Source organism: Arthrobacter sp. TJ-254 (assembly GCF_058269175.1).
Genome location: NZ_JBZCNF010000001.1, coordinates 506,091 through 531,915, shown reverse-complemented (window position 1 = coordinate 531,915; position 25,825 = coordinate 506,091). Strand labels below are relative to the sequence as shown.

Below are 25,825 nucleotides of genomic sequence, written 5' to 3'. Positions count from 1 at the left end.
TCAGACCACTCCCCTTAGGTGATCGATCCGCGGCCGGCCCGACCCGTCATCGAGCACTGCGACCGCATCGATGCGGATCCCGGCGAACCGCTGCCCGTGCGCCCTGGCCCACTTCGAGGCCAGCACGAACAGCCGCTGGAGCTTCTCGGCACCGATCGCCTCGAACGGGTGGCCGTAATCCTCCGAGGACCGGGTCTTCACCTCAACGATCACCAGCGTCGATCCCTCAACGGCCACCAGGTCGATCTCCCCCACCGGGCACCGCCAGTTGCGGTCAACGATCCGCAGGCCCTCCCGCTCGAGGAACTCCGCGGCGGCCGCCTCGCCGGCCCGGCCCAGCTGATCCTTCGCCAGCATCTCACCACCTCCACACACCAGCCTGAAGGCGGCCGCACCGCCGGTGCCGGACCGACAGCCCTATGTGCACAACCAGCGCAACCAGCCCGGCTGTGGAGGAACAGTCGACCCGTCCCGGTATACCAGGCCGCCGGGCACGCTCCTCGCAGCGGCCTTATACGCCCCGGTTTCCGGGCGGGGAAGCATTAGTAGTGGAGGTCTTTGTCGTTGCCCGCACTTTTTGCCCTGCCTACCGTTGAGGGGTACGGAGCGAGGATCGGGGGAGGTGAATTCATGGACAGAAGAAACCTGAAGAGCATGCCGGCGGTCCTGAGCATCAGTGCACTCCTTTTGGTGGGCTGCGGCGGAGGCGGCGGAGAAGAGGCGCCGGCCGAGGAAGCGCCCCAGCAGCAGACGACAACCCTCGAAACCCCTGATGGAACGGAAACCGCATCCTGCGGGCCGACCACCGGAACGGGAACCGAGACCGAAGCCACCGACGAAGAAACCGGGCTGGGGGGACCGGCACCCGAGACTGAGGTAACCGAGTCCCCAGGCACCGGCGAAGACGGTGAAGGCGGCGGAACCGGGACCGAAGGCGGGGAACCACGCGGCGGCGAAGGAACGGGCGGTACCGAGACCGGCGGTGCTGAAGCAGGCGGCACGGAAGCGGCAACCGAAGGCACCGGTGACGGCGGTGACGTGGTTGATGCGTGCCAGCCGATCAGCAATGCGACGGGCCCCGGTGGCACCGAAACCGGCGGCACCGGCACCGAAACCGCCGAGGCGGAAACCGAGACCGAAGGCGGCTGATCCGCTTTCCATACCAGGGCAGCCGCCCTTCCGTCAGGGCCCCTCCAGCGATTCGGGAGGGGCCCTGACGGCAATCCCACCGGTTCCGGCCGCCGGTTCAGCAGGCTCCCGCCAGTGGACCCGTTGCGGCGCGGAGTGATGCATGACGAAAAATGGCCGCATCCAGAGCCGCCGGCGGCCGTGTGGCCGGCTGCACAAGTCAAAAGGTGAACAAGTCTTCGGTCGAAAAGGTTCTAGGTGAATCATGAGCACACCGCCCCCGCCCCGTGTCCGGCAGCTTCGCCTCGTCGTCGAGGCCGAGGACTATGAGCAGGCCCTCGCGTTCTACCGCGACGTCCTTGGTCTTCCCGAGGAAGAGGCGTTCGAGGGCGAGGATGGCGCGCGCGTCACCATCCTCGACGCCGGCCGGGCCACCCTCGAACTCTCCAATCCGGCCCAGGTGCGCTTCATCGACAAGGTGGAGGCGGAGGGGCAGCCCAGCCGGAAGCTTCGGGTGGCGCTCGAGGTGGCGGACTCGGCGACGGCGACCCGCGACGCCGTGAACTCCGGGGCGGAACTGGTTGCCGCCCCGCGGGAAACGCCGTGGCGGTCGCTGAACTCGCGGCTCAACGCCCCAGGCGGACTCCAGCTCACGCTCTTCCAGGAACTCGATGCGCCCGCGGACCGTACCGGCCCCCGGGACGCCGTGGACGGGGATTCCAAGGCAGCGGATTCCGAGGCAAGCGGCTCCGGTGAATGGGGTCCGGAAGAGGCGGGTCTCTAGTACGCTTGCTGGCTATCAATCCCCTCCGCCAACTGCAGGAAGGAAAGGCAATGACTCCGATTGGCGACAAGCTCACCGGTGGATCCGAGGCCGACAACCTTGAGCAGCAGGAACCGGCCGTTCCGGAGCCCGCCGACGACACGTACAGCGTCAGGGGCGACGCAACAGGTCTGGGCACCGGCGGCTCCGAGGCGGATCTGCTTGAGCAGGCGGCTGCAGTCCCGGACGACGGGGACAGCGACTACCCGCGCGGCGACGAAGACGAGCCGTAAGCGCAAGACAGTTATGGACGAAAGGAACGCCCAACTACTGGGACCCCGCGGGACGTGGGACCCCGCGAGACGCGGTCATGGAAACCGGGCTAGCCGCCCAGGGTGCCGTCCTTGGGCAGGGCAATGTCGTCGGACTTCGCGAGCTCTTCGACGTTCACGTCCTTGAACGTGATGACCCGGACATTCTTGACGAAGCGGGCTGAACGGTAGACGTCCCACACCCATGCATCCTGGAGGGTCAGGTCGAAGTACACCTCGCCGTCAGCGGACCGGGCCTGAAGGTCGACGTGGTTGGCAAGGTAGAACCGCCGCTCCGTCTCGACGACGTAGCTGAACAGACCGACGACGTCGCGGTACTCCCGGTACAGCTGGAGCTCCATGTCGGTTTCGTAGTTCTCAAGATCTTCGGCGCTCATGTGTCAATCATCCCCCAATTCCGAGGCTCGGCAGGTCCGGCCTTTCGGTACTTCCCAGCCGCCACGACCTGCGGTGGTATTCACTGGCTCCGGTGGCGTCGATCGCCGCGCGGTGCGCGGCAGTCGCGTACCCCTTGTTGACGTCCCAGCCGTAGCCCGGACTGTCCCGGGCCAGCGCGATCATCATCGCATCGCGTTCCACCTTCGCCAAAACGCTTGCGGCAGCAACGCTCAGGCACTGCAGATCGGCCTTGATCCGAGTGTGAACCGGAGCGTCGCAGCCGGGGCTCGCATCGGCTTCACCGAAGAGGCAACCCTGGCCGTTCGCCGAAAGCCAATCGTGGTTGCCGTCGAGGATCACTGCCTGCGGCCGCACCGTCTCGAGCACCTGGGCCCACGCCCGGTTCCCGGCCGCGCGCAGCGCTTCCATCAGCCCTACGGCGTCAATCTCCGCGGCGCTGGCGTGGCCGACCCCGTACGCGGCCGCCCACCTGCGGATCCGCGGTACGAGGGCTTCGCGCTGAGCCGGTGAGAGCAGTTTGCTGTCGCGCACTCCGCGCAGGCCTTTCACCGCCTCGAGGTCGATCACGACGAGGCCCACCGAGACGGGTCCGGCCAGTGCACCTCGGCCCACTTCGTCGCACCCGGCGATGTACCGGTGGCCGGCCTGGGTGAACGAGCGTTCGAAGGTCAGGCTTGGGGCCTTGGTCCGGGTGGCGGTGCGGATCGGGCTCACTTGGCGCCTGTCGCCGCTTCCGCTGGTTCGGGGATGCCGTCGAAGACCTCGGGGTAGTTCCCCAGAACTCCCGCACGGCCCAGCGGCCAGGCAATCACTGCCGCTTTGCCTTCGATGTCGTCGACGTCGATGAATCCGGCGCCTTCCTTGTCCTGGTTGGCCCGGGAGTCGGCCGATGCGTTGCGGTGGTCGCCCATGACCCAGATCTTGCCCTCGGGAACTGTCACGTCGAAGGGAACGTCGGAGGGGCTCGCTCCGGTGAACAGGTACGGCTCGTTGAGGGGTTCCCCGTTGACGGTGACCCTTCCGTCCGCGTCGCAGCAGACAACCCGGTCGCCGGCGAGCCCGATCACGCGCTTCACGAGGTGCTGCTGGGACTGGTCGGGTGCCAGGCCGACGAAGACCAGCGCTTCGGCGAGCCAGTTCTGCTCGGTTTCCTGCTGCACCTGCTCCGGCAGCCAGCCCTCGGTATCGCGGAAGACCACGATGTCGCCGCGCTGAAGACCGAACGGCTCCGGGACAAGCTGGTTGACGAAGATCCTGTCGTCGATCTGGAGGGTGTTTTCCATCGACCCCGACGGGATGAAGAACGCGCGGAAGAGGAAGGTCTTGATGAGGAAGGAGAGAACGAGGGCGATGATCACAATCGTGGCGATTTCCCTGAGCCAGCTCCCGAAGCCCCGGGCGGCCCGGCCCTTCCGCGATCCGCCCTTCGCCGACGCGGCGGCCGGCTCGGAAGCAGCGGACGAGGAATCCGCCGGCTGCGAAGCGTCGGCATCATCGGGGGACTTCCCCTGGAAGTGTCGTGCCATGCGCTGATTCCTCTGCTCAGAGGCCGGCTGGGCTGCCGTGCCGTCGTCCATACTCACTGTCCGTGCTCAATTCGTTTCAAGAAGTTTCCTACCCCGCGGGCTGTTCGATCGGCCGTGCCCTGTCGGGCGGCCAGATGAGCTGGACGGCCCGGCCCAGCACCCGGTCGGTTGAGACAAGCCCGCCGCCGGGCGCTCCGAGGAGGGACCGCGAGTCGACGGACTGGGAGCGGTGGTCACCCATCAACCACAACCTACCCTCTGGGACCACAACGTCGAAGCGTATTTCGCTTGGCGCATCACCGGCATAAACGTACGGTTCATCGGAGGCGTGCCCATTGACGGAAACCAGGCCGTCATCGGTGCAGCACGCAACCCGATCACCTGCCACTCCAATGACGCGTTTGACGTAGACGGTGTCGCTGCCGCTGATCCCCAGCCACTGCCCAAGCGCCGCCCCGGCTTTCGCGGCGGGGCTGCGGTCGTCGGTGATCGGAGCGAGCGATCCCCGCCCATCGAACACCACAACGTCACCCCGGTGGATTCCGCCGTCGCTGCCCCCGGTCTTGCTGACCAACACCCGGTCGCCTTCGGCGAGCAGCGGCTCCATCGACGCCGAGGGGATGAAGTAGACGTCGATGACCGTCATCCGCAGGATTCCGGCCAGGATGACGGCGAGAACGGCCGCCGGTAGCACAAAACGCCAGCCCCGAAACCTGGGCCGGCGTTTTGCGTGTTCCCCGGCGGAATGCCGGGGAACTGATTCTTCGGGTGCCAAAGAGAATTACTTGACCGTCTTGGGGTCGCGCTTTTCCTTGATCTTGGCAGCCTTGCCGCGGAGATCCCGCATGTAGTAAAGCTTTGCGCGGCGGACGTCACCCTTGGAGACGACCTCGATCTTGTCGAGGACCGGGGAGTGAACCGGGAAGGTACGCTCCACACCGACACCGAAGCTGACCTTGCGGACGGTGAAGGTTTCGCGGATGCCGTCACCCTGGCGTCCGAGAACGAAGCCCTTGAAGATCTGAACACGGGTGTTCTTGCCTTCAATGATGTTCACGTGGACGTTGATGGTGTCGCCGGCGCGGAAGTCCGGGATGTCGTTCCGGAGCGATCCGGTGTCGACCATGTCGAGAATATGCATTTTTATACTCCTGGTGAACGCCACAGGTCATTCACGTTGGTCACAGCGGTCAAGGCCGGTGAAGCAGGGCAATTACCGCCGAAGAAGAGATACCGGCTGCGCCGATGCTCGGGGCCGGCGTGCCTGGCTGTTGACTGCGCTCCCCCTGTGGCAGGGGCCCGTCCAGCAGGCACAAGCCCCAATTATTCCACACCCTCCGCGGGAGGAGCTAATCCCGCGGCTCGGCCCGCGGGACAAGCCGCCCGTCGACGACGTCGATTCCCGCCTGTTCCAGCGCGGCGCGGTCACCCTTGCTCAGGGAGGCGGCATCCACGGCCTCGAGCAGGTCCGGGCGCCGGGCCGCCGTCCGGAGGAACTGCTCGGTGCGCCGGAACTGGGCGATCTTGGCGTGGTTGCCGCTCAGCAGCACCGGGGGGATGCCCCGGCCCCTCCAAAATGACGGTTTCGTGTAGACGGGGTATTCGAGCAGCCCGTCCGCGTGGGACTCCTCGACGAGGGATTCGGGGTTGCCCACGACCCCGGGGATGAGCCGCCCGACGGCCTCGACGATGGCGAGCACCGCCACCTCACCGCCGTTGAGGACGTAGTCGCCGAGGCTGACGGGCAGTACGTCATAGGACTCGGAGGCCCAGTCGAGCACGCGCTCGTCGATGCCCTCGTACCGTCCGCAGGCGAAGACCAGATGCTCGCGCCCGGCGAACTCGTGGGCCATCGCCTGGTTGAACACCGTCCCGGCGGGCGAAGGCACGATGAGCACCGGGCGGGCGCCTCCTGGGCTCTCCCCCGCAATCGAGTTGAGGGCCTGAGCCCAGGGCTCGGGCTTCATCACCATTCCGGCTCCGCCCCCGTAGGGGGTGTCGTCGACGGTGCGGTGCTTGTCCACCGTATAGCCACGCAGGTCGTGCACCCTCACGTCGAGCAGGCCGTCCTGCCGCGCCTTACCGATCAGTGAGACATCGAGGGCGGAAAGGTACTCGGGGAAGATGGTGACGACGTCGATACGCATCAGTGCCGGGCCGCCCCGGCGCCGCCCGCCAGCTCGTCCCCGTCGTCGGGGGCGGAGTTGGAACCGGGCAGGTTGAGTTCGAGCAGGCCGGCGGGAGGAACGATCGTCACGTAACCGCCCTCCGGGTTCACCTCGGGGACGATTTCACCGACGAAGGGAACAAGCACTTCGTGTCCGTCGGCCAGCTCCACGATCAGCAGATCCTGGACGGCCATGGTGCGCAGCGCAGTCACCTTGCCGACGCTCCTGCCTTCGACGCGCGCCTCCAGCCCGACCAGTTCGTGCTCGTACCAGGCGTCATCGTCGTCATCAGTGGCATCGTCGCTGTCGATGAACAGGTTTCCGCCGCGCAGCGTCTCGGCCGCATTCCGGTCGGGCACCTGCTCGAATCCGACAATCAGGATCTCCTTGTTCCACCGCGCGCTGGTGACGGTGAGCTCCGGGGTGGAAATACCTTCGGCACGGAAAACGGCTCCCGGTTCGAACCGGTCCTCGGGGGCATCGGTGAACAGCTGGACGGTTACCTCCCCGCGGATTCCGTGGGGCTTGCCTATCCTTGCGACAAGTACGTCCATGTGCGCTGCTCCTGCTGCTCTGAAGAAAAGTGGGGGAAGGGGAAATCGAAGGGGGTGTTCAGGCCGGCCGGGCCCCGCCGGACGCCCCGGGAAAGCAGTTCGGCCCCACCACCATCCTCTGGTGCGGGGCCGAACGGCGAAGCAGATGTACCGGAAAAACCGGCAGATCGTGAAGCTGGTGGATCGCGGCTAACCGCGGCGGCGATCCGTGTCGACGACGTCCACGCGGACGGGTTCGCCGTCGGCAAGCGCTGAGACAACGGTGCGGAGCGCCCGGGCGGTGCGGCCCTGACGGCCGATCACCCTCCCGAGGTCCTCCTGGTGGACCCTCACTTCGAGGGTCTCGCCCCGGCGGTTGCTCTTTGCGGAAACCTGAACGTCGTCAGGGTTGTCCACAATGCCGCGGACGAGGTGCTCCAGCGCTTCGGCAAGCAACTTACTCGGCCTCGGTGGTTTCCGCGGCGTCGTCGGCGTCGGACTTCTTGGCCTTCGGCGTGATTGCCTCAGGAACGATCACCGAGCCCTTTTCGGGAGCAACGAAGGCTTCCTTCGGTGCTTTCGTCCGAAGGGTACCCTCCTGCCCTTCAAGGCCCTTGAACTTCTGCCAGTCGCCGGTGATCTTCAGCAGCGCGGAGACCTGCTCGGTCGGCTGTGCGCCGACTCCGAGCCAGTACTGCGCACGGTCCGAGTTGATCTCGATGAACGAGGGCTCCTCGGTGGGGTTGTACTTACCGATTTCCTCGAGGGCACGGCCATCACGCTTGGCGCGCGCATCCATGACGACGACACGGTAGAAAGGTGCGCGGATCTTACCCATGCGCTTCAGGCGAATCTTTACGGCCACTTGTGTGGTCACTCCTTGTAAATGAAAGGGGCGAACCCGTCGTCCTGCTCCCGTGGGGCGGGCCAATCAGAGGGGTTCAAAGGACACAATTCACGCGCAGAGAGAGGGGCTGCACGGATCGAGTACGAATCTATTGTGCCAGACCGTTGGTCATTTGTGCGATTCCTGCGCCGGGCGCGCCAACCGCGACCCGGATCCTGTTGTTCCACGGGTCTCCGAAGCGCAGTTCGCTGCCGGTGTGCAGGTGCTCGATCCGGGCCGCCTTCAGCCGGTCGGTCAGGGCATCGACCTCCTCGGCGCGGGGCACGCGGATGAGCACCTCGCCCAGCCCGAGGGTGTCGCGGCGGGGCCCCGCTCCCCTGCTGTTCCAGATGTTCATCGCCATGTGGTGGTGGTATCCTCCGGCGGAAACGAAAAGGGCCTGGTCGTGCCAGCCGGCCGTCCGCTCAAAGCCGAGGGTTTCGACGTAAAACTTCCGGGCCGTGTCGATGTCCCCCACCTGGAGGTGGACGTGCCCGACGTCGGCTGCCGACCCGGTCAGGTCGGCAACTGCCTGCTCGGTCAGGTGTTCCTCAAGGTACTGCCGGGGTGGGAGGGCGACGTTGTCCATGACGACCGTGCGCTCCTTCCCCGAACCGGTCCACTGCCACGTATCGCGGGGCTTGTCGAAGTACAGTTCAACCCCGTTGCCTTCCGGATCGGCGAAGTAGAAGGCCTCGCTGACGAGGTGGTCGGCGCTTCCGACGTACCGGCCCGCGTTGTGCCGGGCAGCGGAGGCGACGGTGGCGGCGAGCCCGGCGCGGTCGGCGAACAGCAGTGCGGTGTGGAACAGGCCGGCTTCGCTCGGGGCGGGAAGGCGCAGCCCCTCGGCGGGCGCGAGATGCACAAGGGCCGTGCCGCCGCGGCCCAGATAAAGACCGTCAGCGGTTTCGGCGACGGGCTCGAGCCCCAGCGCCTCCGTGTAGTAGTCGGTCATAACCTTCCGGTTGCCGACCTTGAGCGAAACAGTTCCCATTCCGGTTCCGGCGGGCAGCAGATCCTGGTTCAGCATGAAATCCTCCTCGTGGTGAAGTCCTTACCGGTACAACTAGTTGAAGCTTCAACTTATTCCGGGAGGACGTTCGGCGTCTAGGCCTGCCCGGTGCGGAGGAAACTGCGGATGACCCGGTCGCCCTCCGCTGTGTCGTGGGGCCGGTGTCCACCGCCCGTCACCCGGTGCACGGCTCCCGTGCCGGCGAGGTATTCGGCAATCTCTTCATACAGGGGTTCCCAACCGCCGGTGAGAACAAGGGTCGGCACGCCGGGGACGATGTGGAGCGGCGCCGACCAGGGCGGAGCCTGAAGGCGCAGCCGCCGGGCGGTGCGGCGGGCGTCCTCGGTGGCGGGCCGCTCCGCCTCGGCGGAGAACACCAGCCGGACGAACTGGCGGAGGAAATCCTCGTCGGAGAGCGTGTCCCGACGGGCGTAGAGGGGAGCCACGAGGTCGATGTGGGCGGCAGTGGCAGGCAGATCGGCGGTCAGCGAGAAGCACGCCGGCTCAACGAGGGTCAGGGACGTGACAAGGTCGGGCCGCTCCACCGCGGCAAGCATCGCTGCGATTGCTCCCTGCGAATGGGCGACGACGTGCCCGCCGGTACCAAGCGCCTCAATGACGATGCGCTGATCTTCGCCGTAGTCGGTGGGAAGCGGCTCGGCCACGGGGTCGAAGCCGTGCCGCCGAAGGAACAGGCTGTCGTAATCGAGTGACAGTCCGTGCTGGCGCGGCCAGGCCGCGGAGCCGAACGCGCCGCTGCCGTGAACGAAGACGATGCGTTCCTGCGTCATGCTGCCAATCTTTGCCATCGCTCACTGCACGGTCCGCCGGCGGACGGACCACCGGCGGTCCCCCGGGAGGGGTCCGCTACTTGCCGAGGAACTTCTCGAAGCCCTTGGGGAGGTTCAAGGACGCCGGGTCGAAGTCGTTCTGCCCGCCGAAGGCGGCGCCCGTCGGTGCGGCGGAGCGGGCTGCGCTCCGCTTTGCCTCGGCTGCTGCGAGCTCCTGGGCTGCCTTGGCGGGGTTTCCCGAGCGGGCCTTCTTCTTGCCCTTCGCCGCGACCGCCTTCTTGCGCGGGCCGCCGAACCCGCCGGGACCGGCCATACCCGGCATGCCGGGGATTCCGCCGCCGGAGGCCATCTTGCGCATCATCTTCTGGGCCTGGCCGAACCGCTCGAGCAGGCCGTTGACCTCGGAGACGTGCACCCCGGAGCCACGGGCGATGCGGGCACGGCGGGAACCGTTGATGATCTTCGGTGCGAGGCGCTCGTGCGGTGTCATGGAGCGCACAATGGCTTCGACCCGGTCGATTTCGCGCTCATCGAAGTTCTCGAGCTGCTCGCGCATGCCGGCGGCGCCGGGCATCATCATGAGCATCTTCTTCATTGAGCCCATGTTGCGGATCTGCTGCATCTGGGCGAGGAAGTCGTCGAGGGTGAAGTCTTCCTGGTCGGCGAACTTCTTCGCCATCCGTGCCGCTTCGTCCTTGTCCCAGGACTGCTCCGCCTGCTCGATCAGGGTGAGGATGTCGCCCATGTCGAGGATGCGCGAGGCCATGCGGTCGGGGTGGAACAGTTCGAAGTCGCCAAGGCCCTCGCCGGTGGAGGCGAACATGACCGGCTTGCCCGTAACCGAGGCGACGGAGAGTGCAGCTCCGCCGCGGGCATCGCCGTCGAGCTTGGTCAGCACGACGCCGGTGAAGTCGACGCCTTCGTTGAACGCCAGCGCCGTGTTCACGGCGTCCTGGCCGATCATGGCGTCGATGACGAAGAGCACCTCGTCGGGGCTGATGGCGGACCGGATGTCTGCGGCCTGCTGCATCAGTTCGGTGTCGACGCCGAGGCGTCCGGCGGTGTCGACGATGACGACGTCGTACAGTTTCGTCCGCGCCTCGGCGACTCCCTGGCGGGCGACGGCGACCGGATCGCCCGTGGCCGACTCGAACTCCGAGCTCACCCCGGGGTGCGGCGCGAAGACGGGTACGCCGGCGCGCTCACCGTTGACCTGGAGCTGGCGTACCGCGTTGGGGCGCTGGAGGTCGGCGGCGACGAGCAGGGGGCTGTGGCCCTGGCCCTTGAGCCATTTGGCGAGCTTTCCGGCAAGCGTCGTCTTGCCGGCACCCTGGAGGCCGGCGAGCATGATGACGGTCGGGGCCGTCTTCGCGAGCCGGATGCGGCGGGTCTCACCGCCGAGGATCCCCACCAGTTCCTCGTTGACGATCTTGACGACCTGCTGGCCCGGGTTCAGGGCCTGGGACACCTCAAGGCCGAGCGCCCGTTCCTTCACGCTGGCGGTGAAGGCGCGCACCACGGGGACGGCGACGTCGGCGTCAAGGAGCGCGCGGCGGATTTCCCGCACTGTTGCGTCGATGTCCGCCTCGCTCAGGCGTCCCTTGCCTTTGAGGTTCTTGAACGTCGTGGTCAGCCGGTCGGAGAGTGAATTGAACACGGGCCGGAAACTACTTTCATCGGAGGTTGGAGGAACTCAAGCTCAAGGGTATCAACTGGTGGCCACGGCGAAACCCGAAGGGGATGACATCGTGGGACATTGGCGGGCGAAAGTGGCAGGCTAAAGGGGTGGATACTACTTCATTAGCCGAACCCCAGACCCTTCCCCGCGGAGGCACCGAGCGTCGGGTGAAAACCCTCCTGATCCTCGGTGCTTCGGGGGACCTCACCGGGCGCCTCCTGCTTCCCGGGCTCGCCCGGCTCATCCGCCTCGGCCGTGCTCCCGGACTGCGACTGGTGGGCGCTGGGTCGGACAGCTGGACCGACGAGCAGTGGCACGAACGCCTCGACTCCTCCTTCGCCCTTGCCATGGGCAAGAGTGACGACGCCGGGCGGGCCGCCCTCAAGGAGGTGCGCGACGCAAGCACCTACCACGCCCTCGACGTCACCGCGCCGGGCGCGCTCGGCGAGCTGGTCCAGACCCTTGAAGGGCCTGTCGCCATCTACTTCGCGCTCCCCCCGGCGATCAGCCAGCAGGCCTGTGCTGCCATGGCCCCGCTGGGGCTGCCCGTGGGAACCCGGCTGGTGATGGAGAAGCCGTTCGGCACCAGCCAGGCTTCGGCCCACGCGCTCAACCAGAACCTGGCCATGATGGTTCCCGAGGAGCACATCCATCGGGTCGACCACTTCCTGGGCAAGGCGACGGTGTTCAACATCCTTGGCATGCGCTTCGCCAACCGGATCCTTGAGCCGGTGTGGAACAACCTCCACATCGAGAAGGTCGAGATCATCTTCGACGAGGACCTCGCCCTCGAGAACCGTGCGCGCTACTACGACAAAGCCGGCGCCCTGCGCGACATGATCCAGAGCCACCTGCTTCACGTCATGGCGCTGCTGGCCCTCAACGCTCCGTCGACCCTGCACGAGCGGGACCTGCGCGACCACATCGGTTCGGTGCTTCGGGCGAGCTCGATTGACGTCTCCGTCCCCGGAAACACCCGGCGGGCCAGGTACACAGCGGGCAGCATCAACGGCCGCGAGGTTCCCGACTACGTAGCGGAACCGGGCGTGGACGGCAGCCGGGGAACCGAGACCCTCGCCGAAGTTGTTGTGTCGATCAACAACCAGCGGTGGGCCGGAGTGCCTTTCATTCTCCGCTCCGGCAAGGGGATGGGCACCAGGCGCAAGGAGGCGGTGATCACCTTCAAACCCGTCAGTCACCTCCCCGCCGGCTTTACCGGCCAGGACTCCCCCACCAGGCTGCGCATCGGATTCGGCCCCGACACCCTGCAGCTCGAGCTTGACGTCAACGGGCCCGGTGACATCTTCTCCCTCGACCGGGCCACCCTCACCGCCGAGCTGAATGCCACCGACCTGCTGCCCTACGGCGAGGTCCTTGACGGCGTGCTCGCCGGCGACCCGACCCTGTCGGTGCGCGGGGACATCGCCGAGGACTGCTGGCGGATCGTTGAGCCCGTCCTTGCGGCGTGGGCTGCCAACGAGGTGCCAATGGAGGAATATCCGGCCGGAACGCGCGGCCCCACGGACTGGCAGAGCTGCGCGTCGCTCTGACCGCTGCCCACGCAGGCCACCCCCGGTCCGCAGGAGCCGGACGGGCTCGTGCGGCCGGGGGTGGCCTGTCTTGCGCAGGGATCCGTCAGATCGCGGCCTCGCCGCGTTCTCCGGTGCGGACCCGGACTGCGTCCTCGACCGGAATGACCCAGACCTTGCCGTCGCCGGCGTTGCCCGTATTGGCGGTTGAGACAAGCACGTTGACGATGTCGGTGACCCAGTCATCGGCCACGAGGACCTCAACCCGCGCCTTCTGCAGCAGGTCGACTGTGTACTCGGCACCCCGGTAGACCTCGGTGTGCCCGCGCTGGCGTCCGTAGCCGCTGGCCTCGCTGACCGTAAGCCCCTGCACCCCGTAGTCCTCAAGGGCACCACGCACGTTGTCGAGTTTGTCCGGACGGACAATCGCTGTCACGAGTTTCATGAATTTACGCTCTCCGTCTGCTCGATGTGCTTCTTCTCGCGGAACTGATCGGCGAAGGGGTGGAAGGATCCGCCGACGCCGAGGCCGCCGAATTCGTAGGCCGTCTCCGCGTGCTCCGACAGGTCAACGCCTGCCACCTCGTTGTCGGAGGTGATGCGGAACCCGACGGTCTTGTGGATGCCCAGGCCGATGATCGCCGTCATGACGGCCGACAGGGTGATCGCGACGAGGACCGAGACGGACTGGGCGAGGAGCTGAGCTCCGCCGCCGCCGTAAAGGATTCCTCCGCCCGCGCCGTCGACCGGAAGGGCGATGAAGCCCAGGGCCAGGGTGCCGGCGATGCCCGCCACGAGGTGAACCGCGACGACGTCGAGGGAGTCATCGAAGCCGAGCTTGTACTTGACGCCGACGGCGAGCGCACACAGGGCGCCGGCCACGAGGCCGAGGCAGATGGCGCCGATGGGGCTGACGTTGGCACAGGCCGGTGTGATCGCAACAAGGCCCGCGACAATGCCAGAGGCGGCGCCGAGGGAGGTGGGCCGGCCATCGCGGAAGCGTTCGGTGACGAGCCAGCCGACCATTGCCGCGGCAGGAGCGGCCATCGTGTTGACCCAGATGAGGCCCGCTTCCTCTGCGGTTCCGGCTGCTCCGCCGTTGAACCCGAACCAGCCGAACCAGAGCAGGGCCGCACCGAGCATCACCAGGGGGATGTTGTGCGGGCGCTGTGCCGGGTCCTTGCCGAATCCCTGGCGCTTGCCGAGGATCACGGCGAGGACGAGTGCGGCTACGCCTGCGCTGATGTGGACGACCGTCCCGCCGGCGAAGTCGATCGCTTCACCGACGGCGCCTCCGATGGCTCCGTCGGCGCTGAGCAGTCCACCGCCCCACACCATGAAGGCAAGCGGGCAGTAGACGGCAGTCACCCAGATGGGGACGAAAAGGGACCATGCCCCGAACTTCGCCCGGTCGGCGATCGCCCCACTGATCAGGGCGACGGTGATGATCGCGAACGTCACACCGTAGCCGGCTCCAATGAGGTCCTCGGTACCAATCAGTCCCTGCAGGCCGAAAGCGGCGAAGGGATTTCCAAACAGCTGGGCTACGCCCTCACCGCCGGTCATTGAGTACCCCCACAGGACCCACACGATTCCCACGAGGCCGACCGCGATGAAACTCATCATCATCATGTTCAATGCAGCCTTGGCACGGGTCATGCCGCCGTAGAAGAAGGCAAGACCCGGCGTCATGAGCAGTACCAGGGCGGCCGAAACCATTACCCAGACGTGACCTGCTGTCAGATCCATTTTCACGTCCTCTCAGAGGTGGCGGGCACTTCCCGCACTTCCCAGAGTGACGCTCCGGTGTTTCAGCCCGGAGGAGCTTTGATTGCGGCCACGTTACGTACCCGCGGGTAACGTTAAAGGCCAATGACGCGGTTGTTTCGGCGGTGTTTCGCGCGCCGCGCCACCGGCCACCCGTGCAGGTCCGGCCGGGTCGGTCCAGCAAAGAGCCGGTTCGTGGAGGGCCGGCTCGGCGGGGGCTCAGTTCAGCAGTGCGTCAACGAAGCTTTCGGCGTCGAAGGGCGCGAGGTCGTCGGCGCCCTCGCCCAGGCCAACCAGCTTCACGGGTACCCCGAGGGACCGCTGGATTGCCACGACGATCCCGCCCTTGGCTGTGCCGTCGAGCTTCGTCAGGACGATGCCCGTGATGTTAACGACCTCGGAGAAGACCTTCGCCTGGTTGAGCCCGTTCTGCCCGGTGGTCGCGTCAAGGACGAGGAGAACCTCATCGACCGTCCCCTGCTTCTCGATGACGCGTTTGACCTTGCCGAGTTCGTCCATGAGCCCGATCTTGTTCTGGAGGCGTCCGGCGGTGTCGATCATGACGACGTCGACCTCCTGGTCGATTCCCGCCTTCACGGCCTCGAAGGCCACCGAGGCGGGGTCGGCGCCGTCGATGTCGGACTTCACCGTCGGCACCCCGACGCGCTGGCCCCAGGTGGCAAGCTGCTCCGCGGCGGCCGCGCGGAAGGTGTCGGCTGCCCCGAGCAGGACGTCCTTGTTGTCGGCGACGAGCACCCGGGCAAGCTTCCCGACGGTCGTCGTCTTGCCGACACCGTTGACGCCGACGACCATCACGATGGCGGGGCGGTCAAGGTGGCGCTCGGTGGCCAGTGTGCGGTCCATGGAGGGGTCGACGAGGCGGATGAGCTCTTCGCGGAGCATGCTCTTGACCTCGGCGGGGCTCCTGCTGCCCGCCACCTTGACCCGCTGGCGCAGCGCCGAGACAAGCTCAAGGGTCGGCTCGGTGCCGAGGTCGGCCATCAGGAGGGTCTCCTCGACTTCGTCCCACACGTCCTCGTCGATCGTGTCGCGTGAGAGGAGGGCAAGCAGTCCCTTGCCCAAGGCGTTGTTGGAGCGGATGAGGCGGGCCCGCAGCCGTGCCAGCCTGCCCTGCACCGGGTCCGGTACGTCGACGGGGATCGGCTCGGCGATCGCCTCGTCGAGGTCGCTCAGGTCATCGGGGACGACAACGTGCGGCGGTGCATCGGTGTCGGAGGGGTTGTCCAACAGGGCCGTCGACGTCGATCCGGACGCTTTGAGCCCGCCCGTGTCGTCTGCGTCGCGGACTGCCTGATAGGTGCCCGGGGGCGTCCTGCGGCCTTTCAGAAGAAGCACCGCCAGGGAGCCGAGAACCGCGATGGCAAGGGCTACGAAGATTACGATCTGGAGAGTCTCATTCACGGTCCCAGCTTCTCACACGAGCCGATTGAGCATCTTCCCGCACCCAATGAAAGACTCAATGCATTATGGTCAGACTTCCCCGGCGGCTCCCCTTCCCTGCGATGTTCCGAGCGGCACCCCCGGGTGCCGGAGGGAAGCCCGAAGCGGTGCGTATTCCGCAGGAGATCCGGGTCCTCATCGCGGCGGCCTTCGTGATCGCCCTCGGCTTCGGGCTTGTTGCCCCGGTCCTCCCCCAGTTCGCCCAGAGCTTCGATGTGGGAGTGGCGGCTTCCTCGATCATCGTCAGCGCCTTCGCGTTCACCCGCCTCGTGTTCGCCCCGGCCGGCGGGCGCCTCATCGAACGCCTCGGGGAGCGCCCGGTCTACGTGATGGGGCTGTTGATCGTTGCGTTGTCGACGGCGGCCTGCGCCTTCGCCGGCAGCTACTGGCAGCTGCTTGTCTTTCGGGGCCTCGGCGGAATCGGCTCAACCCTGTTCACCGTCTCGGCCATGGGCCTCATCGTCCGGCTGGCACCGCCCAGCATCCGGGGCCGTGTTTCAAGTGCGTACGCGTCGGCCTTCCTGCTGGGCAGCATCGGCGGCCCGCTCCTCGGCGGGCTGCTCGCCGGCTTCGGGCTGCGGGTGCCGTTCCTTGTCTACGCCGCCGCACTGCTCCTTGCCTCGGCGGTCGTGTTCCTCAGGTTGAAGGACACAACGCTCGCCGAGCGGCGGTCGGGTGAGGTGCCGGCGGTGCTGCCGTTCCGCGAGGCGCTCACGGATTCGGCGTACCGGGCATCCCTGGTTTCCGCTTTCACCAACGGGTGGTCGTCCTTCGGGGTGCGCATGGCGCTGGTGCCGCTGTTCGCGACGGCCGTGCTGGGCGCCGGACCCGAAATCGCGGGCATCTCCCTTGCGTTCTTCGCCGCCGGAACCGCGATAGCCCTTCCATTCTCTGGACGCCTTGCCGACACCGTTGGCCGGCGGCCGCTGATCCTCACCGGCCTTGCCGTCAACGGACTTGCCATGGCCGCCCTGGGCTTCACGGGCAGCGTCCCGGCCTTCCTCGCCGTGTGCGCGATCGGGGGGCTCGGCGCCGGGATCCTGAATCCTGCCCAGCAGGCGGCAGTGGCCGACGTCGTCGGCAATACGCGAAGCGGCGGAAAGGTGCTTGCCGCCTTCCAGATGAGCGCCGACACCGGTGCCATCCTCGGCCCGATCCTTGCGGGGGTCATCATCGATGTCCTCCCCTACGGCTCGTACGGGCTGGCGTTTGCCGTCACCGGAGCCACCGGCGCCGTCGCGTTCGCCGTCTGGGTGGCCGCGCGGGAAACCCTGCCCGGGCGGGCGGCCGCTGCGCCGCCGGCCGGCCCGGCCTCTCCTGCCGCGGAGAGCTGACCCCTTCGGCGGGGCCGCTCAGGCCTCGACCAGGCGCTGGCTGATCACCGTTGAGACGCCGTCACCGCGCATGGTCACCCCGTACAGGGCGTCGGCGACCTCCATGGTGCGCTTCTGGTGGGTGATGATGATGAGCTGGCTCGATTCGCGAAGCTCCTCGAAGATGGAGATCAGCCGGCCCAGGTTGGTGTCGTCGAGGGCCGCCTCGACCTCGTCCATCACGTAGAACGGCGACGGCCGGGCCTTGAAGATGGCGACGAGGAGCGCGACCGCGGTGAGGGAGCGCTCACCCCCTGACAACAGCGACAGCCGCTTGATGCGCTTCCCTGCCGGACGGGCCTCCACTTCGATGCCGGTGGCCAGCATGTCATCGGGGTCGGTGAGCACCAGGCGCCCCTCGCCGCCGGGGAAGAGCGTCGCGAAGACCCGCTCGAACTGAATCGCGGTGTCACGGTAGGCGGCGGTGAAGACCTGCTCAACGTGCTCGTCGACCTGCCGGATGATGTCGAGCAGGTCCTTCCGTGTCGCTTTGAGGTCTTCGAGCTGGGTGGTGAGGAAGGAGTGCCGCTCCTCAAGCGCTTCGAATTCCTCAAGGGCGAGGGGATTGACCTTGCCGAGGGCGCTGAGATCCCGTTCGGCCTTCTTGAGCCGTTTTTCCTGCTCGGCCCGCACGAAGGGGATGCCTTCGGGAATCGGTGTGCCGTCCTCGTCGACCGGAGCGCGCAGTTCGGCCCACTTGTCGCCTTCGGCCGCGCCGGCCGGCACCGGAAGGTGGGGACCGAACTCGGCGGTGAGGTGTTCCGGGGTGAGCCCGAGCTCTTCGATCGAACGGTTCTCAAGTGCCTCGATGCGCAGGCGCTGCTCGGCCCGGGCAAGTTCGTCGCGGTGCACCGACTCGGTCAGCCGGGCCAGTTCGGCGGCAAGTTCGTCGATTGTGGTGCGGACCGCGCCGAGCTCGGCATCCCACTGGGTGCGGATCCGCTCGGCTTCGTCGCGCTTGGCGGCGGCGTCGGCGATTGAGAGCTCGATGAAGGCAAGCACCTGCTGGACGGCCGCCGCAACGGCGGCCGCACGGGCGGCCTGGCGGGCGCGGATCCGTGCCCGTTCGGCGGCCTGCTCGCGGGCGGCGCGCTCCGCAGCGGCGGCACGTTCGAGCGAAGCGGCGCGGTTCGTCAGGGCGTTCAGCTGCTCCTCGGAACCGCGCAGGGCAAGGCGGGCGTCCATTTCGGCCTGGCGGGACTGCACCGCTGCTCGGGCGAGCCGGTCCCTTTCGGCGACCGAGGGGTCCGGGTCGGCCGGCAGGTCCTGGACCGCGGCGAGGCGTTCAGCCGCATCGTGGAGCTTCGACTGCTCGGCGGCAAGGTTCACCTCGGCGGCACGGGCGAGCTGTCCGAGCCGCTCCGCCTCCCCGTCGGCGGACCGGAGGGCCGACCCGAGCTGGCCAAGCTGCTCGGACACGGCGGCAAGGCGCGCATCGGATTCGTGGAGCCGCTCCAGGGCAGCATTGGCCCGCGACTCCGCTTCGGTGCGTTCGGCGGCCACTGCGGCGAGCCGGAACTTCAGCTGTTCAAGCTGCCCGGAGGCGTTGCGGAGGCGGTTCTCGGTCTCCTCGGCGGCTGCCCGCAGTTCCAGGACACCCGGCGCACCGGGCGATCCGCCGCGCGCGGTGTGGGCGGAGACGACGTCGCCGTCACGGGTGACCGCGGTCAACGCGCCGTTGGCCTCAACCACCGCCCGGGCTTCACTGCCGTCCTCGACGACGACGACGCCCGCCAGCAGGGCGGCGAGGGCCGGGGCGAGGGATGGGCTGCAGGTGACAAGGTCCCTGGCGCGGCGGCCGATTCCAGCCGCGGCGGTTCCGGCGGGACCGGCCGGGTTTCCTTGCCCCGGCGCTGCTGCGGCCTCGTCGGCGACAACCAACGCGACCTGGCCCGAGTTCTCCCGTTTCATCAGGTCGAGCGCCTCGACGGCGCTGGCAAGATCGGCAACGGCGACGGCTTCGGCGAGGCCGGAGAGCGCTGCCGCGACAGCCGTTTCGAATCCGGGTTCAACCCGGAGCAGGCCTGCGAAGGGTTCAAGGACCCCGGAGAGCCCCGAGGCAAGGAGCGCCCCCGATCCGTCGCGCTGCTGCAGACCCTCCAGCTGGGCCTCGCGCCGGGCCGCGAGCGCATCACGTTCCCGCTCGGCGGATCGCGCTTCCTCGCGCAGCCCGGCGGTCCGGGCGGCAAGGGCATCGACGGCTACCCGTGCCTCCTCGTATTCCGCGTCGAGGCCTTCCTCGCCCTCCTCGGCGCCGGCCACCTGCGCCTCAAGGGCCGCATATTCGGCCCTGGCGGCGTTCTTCCGTTCCCCCGCCGAGGCGATTGAGCTGCGCAGGCGGCCCAGTTCGGCTTCGATGGATTCAACCCTCGACCGCGCGGCGCCCACCTGCCCGGCGAGGCGGGCCACGCCTTCGCGGCGGTCGGCGGCAGCGCGAAGGAGCGCGGCGAGCCGTTTGTCCTCGTCCGCCGCGGCGGCCTCGGCGTTGGTGCGGCGCTGTACCGCTTCCTCGAGCCCGGAACGCTGTTCATCGACCTGCTTGGCGAGCTCCGCCTGCTCGGCCCGCAGCCGTGCGGCAGACCGTTCGAGCTCCTGCGGGTCGCGCCCGGATTCGGCCGGGGCATCGGCGGAGCCGAGCAGTTTGCGCCGTTCGGCCGCCAGGGTTCCCAGCGACGCGAAGCGGTCACGGGTGGAGGTGAGGCGGTACCAGGTGTCACGGGCTCCGTTGACGGCGGGTGTGGCCTCCGCCGCGAGACGCTCCAGCTCCGCCAGGCGCGTCCGGGAACCGGTGAGCTGCCGCTCGACGTCGGCGCGGCGCTCCTTCAGCGCCGCCTCCTCGGCGGCTTCCCTCTCGACGTCGGCGCGGAGCCCGACCAGCTCGTCGGCGAGAAGGCGCGCCCGCGCATCGCGCACTTCGAACTGCACCTGCTGTGCACGCCGGGCGACGTCGGCCTGCCTGCCCAGCGGCGTCAGCTGCCGGCGCAGTTCACCGGTGAGGTCCGTGAGACGGGCGAGGTTGGCCTGCATCGACTCGAGCTTCCGCACGGTCTTTTCCCTGCGCCTCCGGTGCTTGAGGATTCCTGCGGCTTCCTCGATGAATCCGCGCCGGTCCTCAGGGGTTGCGTGAAGTACCCGGTCGAGCTGGCCCTGCCCCACAATCACGTGCATCTCACGGCCAAGGCCGGAGTCCGACAATAACTCCTGAATGTCAAGCAATCGGCAGTTTCTGCCATTGATCGCATATTCCGAACCTCCCGCGCGGAACAGCGTCCGGGAGATCGTCAACTCTGAATATTCAATCGGCAGGGCGCCGTCGGCGTTGTCAATTGTCAGCGTCACCTGCGCACGGCCGAGCGGTGCGCGCCCTGACGTACCGGCGAAAATGACGTCCTCCATCTTCCCGCCGCGGAGGGTTTTCGCCCCCTGTTCGCCCATAACCCAGGCAAGTGCGTCGACAACGTTGGACTTTCCGGAGCCGTTGGGCCCAACGACCGCGGTAACGCCGGGTTCGAAGTTGAAAGTCGTCGCTGAGGCGAAGGACTTAAAGCCGCGCACGGTTAGACTCTTCAAATGCACAGTGGTCAGGATCTCCAGAAGGGGGCGGGTCTCCCCAATCTACTGGGTCGTGAGACCAACAAGCGGCATTCACAGTGTGAGCGTGCCAACGAAAATCGAACAATGGCACAAATTACGAAGTAGGCTTTCCAAAGGTTCGAAAGAATCCCGAGCTCCCTGGCCGGCCCGCACGCGGGTCACGGCGTCCGTTTCAGGGAGCTGAACAGTTGATGAGGCAGGAAATTTGACCGGTAACGCGACGTTTCGACATGAGAACACGGCACTGCTTGCCGTCACGAGCGTGGAGGCCCCGGTAGTCGTCAGTTCCGCGGAGTTCGACGAACGCCTGGCGCCCAGCCTCAAACGGCTGCGCCTTTCCAAGAGGCTGCTTGAGCGCGTTGCCGGAGTGACGGAACGCCGCTGGTGGTCCCCCGGGACGGGATTCGACGATGCGGCGATCGAGGCGGGCGCCAAGGCGATGGCCGAGGCCGGCATCGAACCCGGAGAGGTGGGGCTGCTGATTAACACCTCCGTCACCCGGCGGAACCTCGAACCCTCGGTGGCGGTGAAGATCCATCACTCGCTTGGCCTTCCCTCCTCAGCGATGAACTTCGATCTGGCCAACGCCTGCCTCGGCTTCGTCAACGGCATCACCCTCGCTGCGAACATGATCGATTCAGGGCAGATCAAGTACGCCCTGATCGTTGCCGGCGAGGATGCACAGGGCACCCAGGAAGCGACCTTCGCGCGGCTGAACCATCCCGATTCGACCCGCCAGGACTTCCTCAGCGAATTCGCCACACTGACCCTCGGCTCGGGCGCTGCGGCCGCCGTCATCGGCCCTGCAGACCTGCATCCCGGTTCGCACCGGATCCTCGGCGGTGTGTCGCGGGCCGGAACGCAGCACCACGAGCTGTGCGTGGGCGGCGTCGACGGGATGTACACCGACACCAAGGGCCTTCTCGACGGCGGCCTCGAGCTGGTGGTGACCGCCTGGCACGAGGCGCAGGCCGACGGGTGGAAGTGGGACGCCATGGACCGATACGTGACCCACCAGGTATCAAACTCCTACACGAACGCCATCATCAAGGCGGTCAACCTCGTGCGCGACCGCGTGCCGATCACGTTCCCCCGGTGGGGAAACGTGGGGCCCGCCTCCCTGCCCATGACCCTCGCCCAGGAGGGGCAGTCGCTCAACGCCGGCGACCGCGTCCTGTGCCTCGGAGTTGGCTCGGGGCTCAACACCTCCATGATGGAGATTGCGTGGTAGCACTTCCCGGCCTTGACCCGTCGTGGTCACGGTACATCGACGTGCCTTCCTCAAGCCCGGCCGATGCCCCCGGCAGCTCCTTCACCTGGCACTACCTGGACAACACGGCGCTCCTCGAGGCATCCGGTGCTACTCCCCGGGGAACGATCCTGTGCGTCCACGGAAACCCCACCTGGTCCTACCTGTGGAGGTCGCTGCTGGCCCCCGGCGCGGCAGCCGGCTGGCGCGTTGTCGCCGTCGACCAGTTGAACATGGGCTTCTCCGCCCGCACCGGCGTGTTCCGCAGGCTCGCCGACAGGGTGGGCGACCTTGAGGATTTCACAACGGCGCTCGGGCTGTCGGGGCCGCTCGTCACCGCCGGCCACGACTGGGGCGGAGTGGTCAGTCTCGGATATGCACACCGCAACCGCGAGCGCCTGCGCGGAGTGATCCTGACCAACACCGCCGTGCACCAGAGTGATGCCCGGCCCATTCCCGCTCCCCTGAGGCTCGCACTGCTGCCCGGGGTGCACCGGACCGGCACCCGTTCAACCTCCGCCTTCCTCGACGTGACGCTCGCCCTCGCCCGGCCGAAGCTGGACCCGGAAGTGAGGGCCGCCTTCCGGGCGCCCTACCGGAGGCCGGCCGACCGCACGGGCATAGCGGATTTCGTGTCCGACATTCCCCGCAACGAGGCCCACCCCAGCTATCCCGCCCTTGCGGAAATCGCCGAGGGCATCCGGAGCCTCGAGGTTCCCTCGCTGCTGCTGTGGGGCCCCCACGATCCCATCTTCTCCGATACCTACCTCGAGGACCTCACGCAGCGGCTTTCGGATGCCGACGTGCACCGGTTCGAGGACGCCGGCCATCTCGTCCACGAGGACGCCGACGTCGCAGGAACACTGTTCTCCTGGCTTCACACGCGGCTCGGCGCCACAGCCGGTGCCACGGCGGAAGCCCCTTCCCCTGATGATGATGGCGCGGCGCGCCGACCCACGGGCGGCACCGGGTTCACCCCGCTGGAGCACAGACTCCTCCAGGCAGCAGGGGCCGCAGGGGCGACCCCGGCCGTCGCCGAGATGGGCGCCGACGGAGCCGTCCGCCGCACCCTCACCTGGTCGGAGCTGGCGGGAGAAGTTGAAACAGTGGCCGCCGGCCTCCGGGGACTCGGCGTGGGCACCGGCAGCCGCGTCAGTCTCATGGTTCCCCCCGGGGTCGACCTCACCGTTGTCCTCTACGCGTGCCTGCGCATCGGCGCCGTCGTCGTCGTCGCTGATGCAGGGCTCGGCACACGGGGCCTTTCACGCGCGGTCAAGGGAAGCTCCCCCGATCTCCTGATCGGCATCGACCGGGCCCTCACCGCGGCCCGCGTGTTGGGCTGGCCCGGCCGCCGGGTCAGCATCGAAAAGCTCGATGCGCCCCGTCGCGGAGCGCTCGGGGTTGAAACCTCGCTGCAGGAACTGCGCCAGGCGCCGCGGCCGTCCGACACCGTAGGCTCCGGCCCGTCTGCACCGGGCCCCGATGACGACGCGGCGATCCTCTTCACCTCCGGCTCGACCGGCCCGGCGAAGGGCGTTGTCTACACGCACCGGCAGCTCTCGGCGATGCGCGACACCGTTGCCGAGACGTTCGGGCTTGCCCCCGGCGGCGCGCTCGTCGCAGGATTCGCGCCCTTCGCCCTGCTCGGGCCCGCCCTCGGCGTCGTATCGGTGACCCCCGATATGGACGTGACGGCGCCGCGCACGCTGACGGCATCCGCCCTGGCCGACGCCGCTGCGGCCGTCGGAGCGACCGCCGTCTTTGCCTCCCCGGCAGCGCTCCGGAACGTCCTTGCAACCGCGGCGGACCTGAAGCCCTCGGGCGCTGAAGCACTGCGGAATGTTGAACTGGTGCTTTCAGCCGGCGCCCCCATCCCTGCCCCGCTGCTGGAATCCGTCAAGGAGCTGCTTCCGGCCGCCTCCCTCCACACCCCCTACGGCATGACGGAGGCGCTGCCAGTCACCGACGTCGATCTCCTCCAGATCCGCGCGGCCGAAGCCGACGCCGCCTCGGGCATGCCCGGAGCGGGAAACGGTGTGTGCGTTGGAACGGCCGTCCACGGCGCCAGGGTGGCGGTCAGCCCCCTCTCCGCAGACGGATCGGCGGCGGGCGATCCATCGACCGAGCCCGGGGTCACCGGCGAAATCCTTGTTGACGCACCGCATGTGAAGGACCGCTACTACCGCCTGTGGCGGACGGAGCACGAGTCGTCGCGGACTGCGCCGTGGCACCGCACCGGGGACATCGGGCACTTCGACGCCGCCGGACGGCTGTGGGTCGAGGGACGCCTCGGGCACATCATCACCACTCCGGACGGCGTGCTCACGCCCGTCGGTATCGAACACGCAGTCGAGGCCGTTAACGACGTCCGGCTCGCGGCAGTGGTCGGTGTGGGCCCCGAGGGCACCCAGGCCGTCGTCGCCGTCGTCGAACTGGCCGAACCCGCGCGGCGCCGGGACAAACCAGCCCTCGCCCCTTCGGCCCTCGCCGCCAAGGTGCGTGCGGCCGGCCTTGCGGCGGGCACGCAGGTCGCGGCCGTGCTGACGGTGCCGTCGCTGCCCGTGGACATCCGCCACAACTCCAAGCTCGACCGCTCACGGCTGGCCCGCTGGGCCACCAAAACGCTCGCCGGCGGCCGCGTCACCCGGCCATGAGGGTTCTCGTGACCGGCGCGAGCGGCCTCCTCGGCGGCGCCGTCGCCGTGCTGCTGCGGGCACGGGGGCACACGGTGCGCAGCTTCCAGCGCCGCCCCGCGGGACTTGAGGGCATTGAGGACCTGCTCGGCTCGGTAACCGACCCGGCGGCGGCGGAGCGGGCCGCGCGCGGAATGGATGCGGTGATCCACCTCGCCGCCAAGGTCTCCTTCGCCGGAAAGGCATCCGAGTTCGAGGAGATCAACGTCCAGGGAACCCGCATTGTCCTTGAAGCGGCCCGGCAGGCCGGAGTACGGGACTTCGTGTTCGTCTCCTCACCCTCGGTCGCGCACACCGGAACCTCCCTCATGGGCATCGGTACAACCCCTGCGACGCCGGAGCGGGCACGGGGCGATTACGCCCGCACCAAGGCGCGGGCAGAGCTCCTCGCGCTCCAAGCCTCAGGGCCGGACCTCCGGGTTGCCGCGGTGCGCCCGCACGTCGTATGGGGTCCCGGCGACACCCAGCTCGTGGAACGGGTGCTCGAGCGCGCCCGCGCCCACCGGCTCCCCCGGCTCGACGCCGGGATGGCGATGATCGACACAACCTATGTCGACAACGCCGCCGCCGCGATCGTTGCCGCACTGCACCGCATCGAGCACGTTGAGGGCGAAGCCGTTGTCGTCACGAACGGCGAACCTAGGCCGATCGGGGAGCTGATCGCCGGAATCTGCACCGCCGGTGGAGTGAGCCCTCCCCGCTGGCACGTGCCCGGCCCACTGGCGCGTACCGCCGGGTCGGCCGTGGAGCGGCTGTGGCGGGGGGCCGGCTGGACCTCCGAGCCGCCGATGACCCGCTTCCTCGCCGAGCAGCTCTCGACCGCCCACTGGTTCGACCAGCGGCGGACCCGGAAGCTGCTGGACTGGACGCCGGCCGTATCCATCGATCAGGGCCTTGAAAGGCTCGCCGGCTATTACAGCCGCTCCAGATAAGGCACAAAGAA

25 protein-coding genes are annotated in these 25,825 nt (G+C 67.9%); 8 read left to right on the top strand and 17 right to left on the bottom strand.

Annotation, left to right across the window (positions count from 1 at the left end; translation table 11 throughout):
• Positions 1-357 (bottom strand): YraN family protein, encoded by a 357-nt coding sequence (locus tag AC4D14_RS02485; RefSeq protein WP_490899999.1) that lies wholly within the window; start codon positions 355-357, stop codon positions 1-3.
• A gap of 273 nt (positions 358-630) precedes the next feature.
• Here AC4D14_RS02485 and AC4D14_RS02480 point away from each other — a divergent pair, with 273 nt between their 5' ends.
• From AC4D14_RS02480 to AC4D14_RS02470, 3 genes are all read left to right on the top strand, one after another.
• Positions 631-1,149 carry a hypothetical protein gene (locus AC4D14_RS02480; RefSeq protein WP_490899998.1) on the top strand — a complete coding sequence of 173 codons (519 nt, stop codon included), beginning with the start codon at positions 631-633 and terminating at the stop codon, positions 1,147-1,149.
• A gap of 244 nt (positions 1,150-1,393) precedes the next feature.
• Complete coding sequence (locus AC4D14_RS02475) at positions 1,394-1,912, top strand: VOC family protein (protein ID WP_490899997.1); 519 nt, start codon at positions 1,394-1,396, stop codon at positions 1,910-1,912.
• Between the two features lie 50 nt (positions 1,913-1,962).
• A complete protein-coding gene (locus AC4D14_RS02470) occupies positions 1,963-2,184 on the top strand; it encodes an Rv3202a family protein (RefSeq protein WP_490899996.1) in 222 nt (73 codons plus the stop codon).
• Positions 2,185-2,273: 89 nt separating this feature from the next.
• On the opposite strand, the gene AC4D14_RS02465 is transcribed toward AC4D14_RS02470, so the two are convergent.
• From AC4D14_RS02465 to ffh, 12 genes are all read right to left on the bottom strand, one after another.
• Entirely contained in the window at positions 2,274-2,600 is a 327-nt protein-coding gene (locus AC4D14_RS02465) for a DUF2469 domain-containing protein (RefSeq protein ID WP_490899995.1), read from the bottom strand.
• A 7-nt stretch (positions 2,601-2,607) separates the two neighbouring features.
• A complete protein-coding gene (gene rnhB / locus AC4D14_RS02460; RefSeq protein ID WP_490899994.1) occupies positions 2,608-3,336 on the bottom strand; it encodes a ribonuclease HII in 729 nt (242 codons plus the stop codon).
• Positions 3,333-4,148: a signal peptidase I gene (gene lepB / locus AC4D14_RS02455; RefSeq protein ID WP_490899993.1), complete on the bottom strand. Its 816-nt coding sequence runs from the start codon at positions 4,146-4,148 to the stop codon at positions 3,333-3,335. Before lepB (AC4D14_RS02455) ends, rnhB begins: the two co-directional genes overlap by 4 nt.
• Positions 4,149-4,236: 88 nt before the next feature.
• Complete coding sequence (lepB, locus tag AC4D14_RS02450) at positions 4,237-4,842, bottom strand: signal peptidase I (protein ID WP_490899992.1); 606 nt, start codon at positions 4,840-4,842, stop codon at positions 4,237-4,239.
• 87 nt (positions 4,843-4,929) lie between these two features.
• Positions 4,930-5,289 carry a 50S ribosomal protein L19 gene (rplS, locus tag AC4D14_RS02445; RefSeq protein WP_490899991.1) on the bottom strand — a complete coding sequence of 120 codons (360 nt, stop codon included), beginning with the start codon at positions 5,287-5,289 and terminating at the stop codon, positions 4,930-4,932.
• Positions 5,290-5,497: 208 nt separating this feature from the next.
• Positions 5,498-6,295, bottom strand: coding sequence for a tRNA (guanosine(37)-N1)-methyltransferase TrmD (gene trmD / locus AC4D14_RS02440; protein ID WP_490899990.1), 798 nt, complete (start codon positions 6,293-6,295; stop codon positions 5,498-5,500).
• Positions 6,295-6,870 (bottom strand): ribosome maturation factor RimM, encoded by a 576-nt coding sequence (gene rimM, locus AC4D14_RS02435; protein WP_490899989.1) that lies wholly within the window; start codon positions 6,868-6,870, stop codon positions 6,295-6,297. Before rimM ends, trmD begins: the two co-directional genes overlap by 1 nt.
• 189 nt (positions 6,871-7,059) lie before the next feature.
• A complete protein-coding gene (locus tag AC4D14_RS02430) occupies positions 7,060-7,305 on the bottom strand; it encodes an RNA-binding protein (RefSeq protein ID WP_490899988.1) in 246 nt (81 codons plus the stop codon).
• A 1-nt stretch (position 7,306) separates the two neighbouring features.
• The gene (gene rpsP, locus AC4D14_RS02425) at positions 7,307-7,714 is read right to left on the bottom strand and encodes a 30S ribosomal protein S16 (RefSeq protein ID WP_490899987.1); all 408 of its coding nucleotides are present in this window, start codon (positions 7,712-7,714) and stop codon (positions 7,307-7,309) included.
• A 130-nt stretch (positions 7,715-7,844) separates the two neighbouring features.
• Positions 7,845-8,765 carry a VOC family protein gene (locus AC4D14_RS02420; protein WP_490899986.1) on the bottom strand — a complete coding sequence of 307 codons (921 nt, stop codon included), beginning with the start codon at positions 8,763-8,765 and terminating at the stop codon, positions 7,845-7,847.
• Positions 8,766-8,842: 77 nt separating this feature from the next.
• Positions 8,843-9,538, bottom strand: a complete 696-nt coding sequence (locus AC4D14_RS02415; protein WP_490899985.1) for an alpha/beta fold hydrolase — start codon at positions 9,536-9,538, stop codon at positions 8,843-8,845.
• A gap of 76 nt (positions 9,539-9,614) precedes the next feature.
• The gene (ffh, locus tag AC4D14_RS02410; protein ID WP_490899984.1) at positions 9,615-11,195 is read right to left on the bottom strand and encodes a signal recognition particle protein; all 1,581 of its coding nucleotides are present in this window, start codon (positions 11,193-11,195) and stop codon (positions 9,615-9,617) included.
• Between the two features lie 83 nt (positions 11,196-11,278).
• Here ffh and AC4D14_RS02405 point away from each other — a divergent pair, with 83 nt between their 5' ends.
• Positions 11,279-12,766, top strand: coding sequence for a glucose-6-phosphate dehydrogenase (locus AC4D14_RS02405; RefSeq protein ID WP_490899983.1), 1,488 nt, complete (start codon positions 11,279-11,281; stop codon positions 12,764-12,766).
• An 85-nt stretch (positions 12,767-12,851) separates the two neighbouring features.
• Here AC4D14_RS02405 and AC4D14_RS02400 read toward each other — a convergent pair whose 3' ends face one another.
• The 3 genes from AC4D14_RS02400 to ftsY form a co-directional block, all read right to left on the bottom strand.
• Entirely contained in the window at positions 12,852-13,190 is a 339-nt protein-coding gene (locus AC4D14_RS02400; protein WP_490899982.1) for a P-II family nitrogen regulator, read from the bottom strand.
• Positions 13,187-14,494 carry an ammonium transporter gene (locus AC4D14_RS02395; protein WP_490899981.1) on the bottom strand — a complete coding sequence of 436 codons (1,308 nt, stop codon included), beginning with the start codon at positions 14,492-14,494 and terminating at the stop codon, positions 13,187-13,189. Before AC4D14_RS02395 ends, AC4D14_RS02400 begins: the two co-directional genes overlap by 4 nt.
• A gap of 237 nt (positions 14,495-14,731) precedes the next feature.
• The gene (gene ftsY, locus AC4D14_RS02390) at positions 14,732-15,934 is read right to left on the bottom strand and encodes a signal recognition particle-docking protein FtsY (RefSeq protein WP_490899980.1); all 1,203 of its coding nucleotides are present in this window, start codon (positions 15,932-15,934) and stop codon (positions 14,732-14,734) included.
• 101 nt (positions 15,935-16,035) lie between these two features.
• On the opposite strand from ftsY, the gene AC4D14_RS02385 reads away from it, so the two are divergent.
• A complete protein-coding gene (locus tag AC4D14_RS02385; protein ID WP_490900476.1) occupies positions 16,036-17,307 on the top strand; it encodes an MFS transporter in 1,272 nt (423 codons plus the stop codon).
• Between the two features lie 18 nt (positions 17,308-17,325).
• Here AC4D14_RS02385 and smc read toward each other — a convergent pair whose 3' ends face one another.
• A complete protein-coding gene (smc, locus tag AC4D14_RS02380; RefSeq protein WP_490899979.1) occupies positions 17,326-20,922 on the bottom strand; it encodes a chromosome segregation protein SMC in 3,597 nt (1,198 codons plus the stop codon).
• Positions 20,923-21,145: 223 nt separating this feature from the next.
• Here smc and AC4D14_RS02375 point away from each other — a divergent pair, with 223 nt between their 5' ends.
• From AC4D14_RS02375 to AC4D14_RS02365, 3 genes are read left to right on the top strand one after another with little or no spacing between them, the layout of a single operon-like run.
• A complete protein-coding gene (locus tag AC4D14_RS02375; RefSeq protein ID WP_490899978.1) occupies positions 21,146-22,171 on the top strand; it encodes a 3-oxoacyl-ACP synthase III in 1,026 nt (341 codons plus the stop codon).
• The gene (locus AC4D14_RS02370) at positions 22,165-24,843 is read left to right on the top strand and encodes an alpha/beta fold hydrolase (RefSeq protein WP_490899977.1); all 2,679 of its coding nucleotides are present in this window, start codon (positions 22,165-22,167) and stop codon (positions 24,841-24,843) included. The genes AC4D14_RS02375 and AC4D14_RS02370 overlap by 7 nt, the downstream gene beginning before the upstream one ends.
• Positions 24,840-25,814: an NAD-dependent epimerase/dehydratase family protein gene (locus tag AC4D14_RS02365; protein ID WP_490899976.1), complete on the top strand. Its 975-nt coding sequence runs from the start codon at positions 24,840-24,842 to the stop codon at positions 25,812-25,814. The genes AC4D14_RS02370 and AC4D14_RS02365 overlap by 4 nt, the downstream gene beginning before the upstream one ends.
• Positions 25,815-25,825 lie beyond the last annotated feature (11 nt).

Bases quoted from the DNA above. Each gene is read 5' to 3' on its own strand.
- rplS (WP_490899991.1), bottom strand. From the start codon at position 5,289: ATGCATATTCTCGACATGGTCGACACCGGATCGCTCCGGAACGACATC.
- AC4D14_RS02405 (WP_490899983.1), top strand. From the start codon at position 11,279: ATGACATCGTGGGACATTGGCGGGCGAAAGTGGCAGGCTAAAGGGGTG.
- AC4D14_RS02475 (WP_490899997.1), top strand. From the start codon at position 1,394: ATGAGCACACCGCCCCCGCCCCGTGTCCGGCAGCTTCGCCTCGTCGTC.
- trmD (WP_490899990.1), bottom strand. From the start codon at position 6,295: ATGCGTATCGACGTCGTCACCATCTTCCCCGAGTACCTTTCCGCCCTC.
- rimM (WP_490899989.1), bottom strand. From the start codon at position 6,870: ATGGACGTACTTGTCGCAAGGATAGGCAAGCCCCACGGAATCCGCGGG.
- AC4D14_RS02365 (WP_490899976.1), top strand. From the start codon at position 24,840: ATGAGGGTTCTCGTGACCGGCGCGAGCGGCCTCCTCGGCGGCGCCGTC.
- AC4D14_RS02485 (WP_490899999.1), bottom strand. From the start codon at position 357: ATGCTGGCGAAGGATCAGCTGGGCCGGGCCGGCGAGGCGGCCGCCGCG.
- AC4D14_RS02395 (WP_490899981.1), bottom strand. From the start codon at position 14,494: ATGGATCTGACAGCAGGTCACGTCTGGGTAATGGTTTCGGCCGCCCTG.
- AC4D14_RS02480 (WP_490899998.1), top strand. From the start codon at position 631: ATGGACAGAAGAAACCTGAAGAGCATGCCGGCGGTCCTGAGCATCAGT.
- lepB (WP_490899993.1), bottom strand. From the start codon at position 4,148: ATGGCACGACACTTCCAGGGGAAGTCCCCCGATGATGCCGACGCTTCG.
- AC4D14_RS02470 (WP_490899996.1), top strand. From the start codon at position 1,963: ATGACTCCGATTGGCGACAAGCTCACCGGTGGATCCGAGGCCGACAAC.
- AC4D14_RS02465 (WP_490899995.1), bottom strand. From the start codon at position 2,600: ATGAGCGCCGAAGATCTTGAGAACTACGAAACCGACATGGAGCTCCAG.
- AC4D14_RS02400 (WP_490899982.1), bottom strand. From the start codon at position 13,190: ATGAAACTCGTGACAGCGATTGTCCGTCCGGACAAACTCGACAACGTG.
- AC4D14_RS02385 (WP_490900476.1), top strand. From the start codon at position 16,036: ATGTTCCGAGCGGCACCCCCGGGTGCCGGAGGGAAGCCCGAAGCGGTG.
- AC4D14_RS02420 (WP_490899986.1), bottom strand. From the start codon at position 8,765: ATGCTGAACCAGGATCTGCTGCCCGCCGGAACCGGAATGGGAACTGTT.
- AC4D14_RS02415 (WP_490899985.1), bottom strand. From the start codon at position 9,538: ATGACGCAGGAACGCATCGTCTTCGTTCACGGCAGCGGCGCGTTCGGC.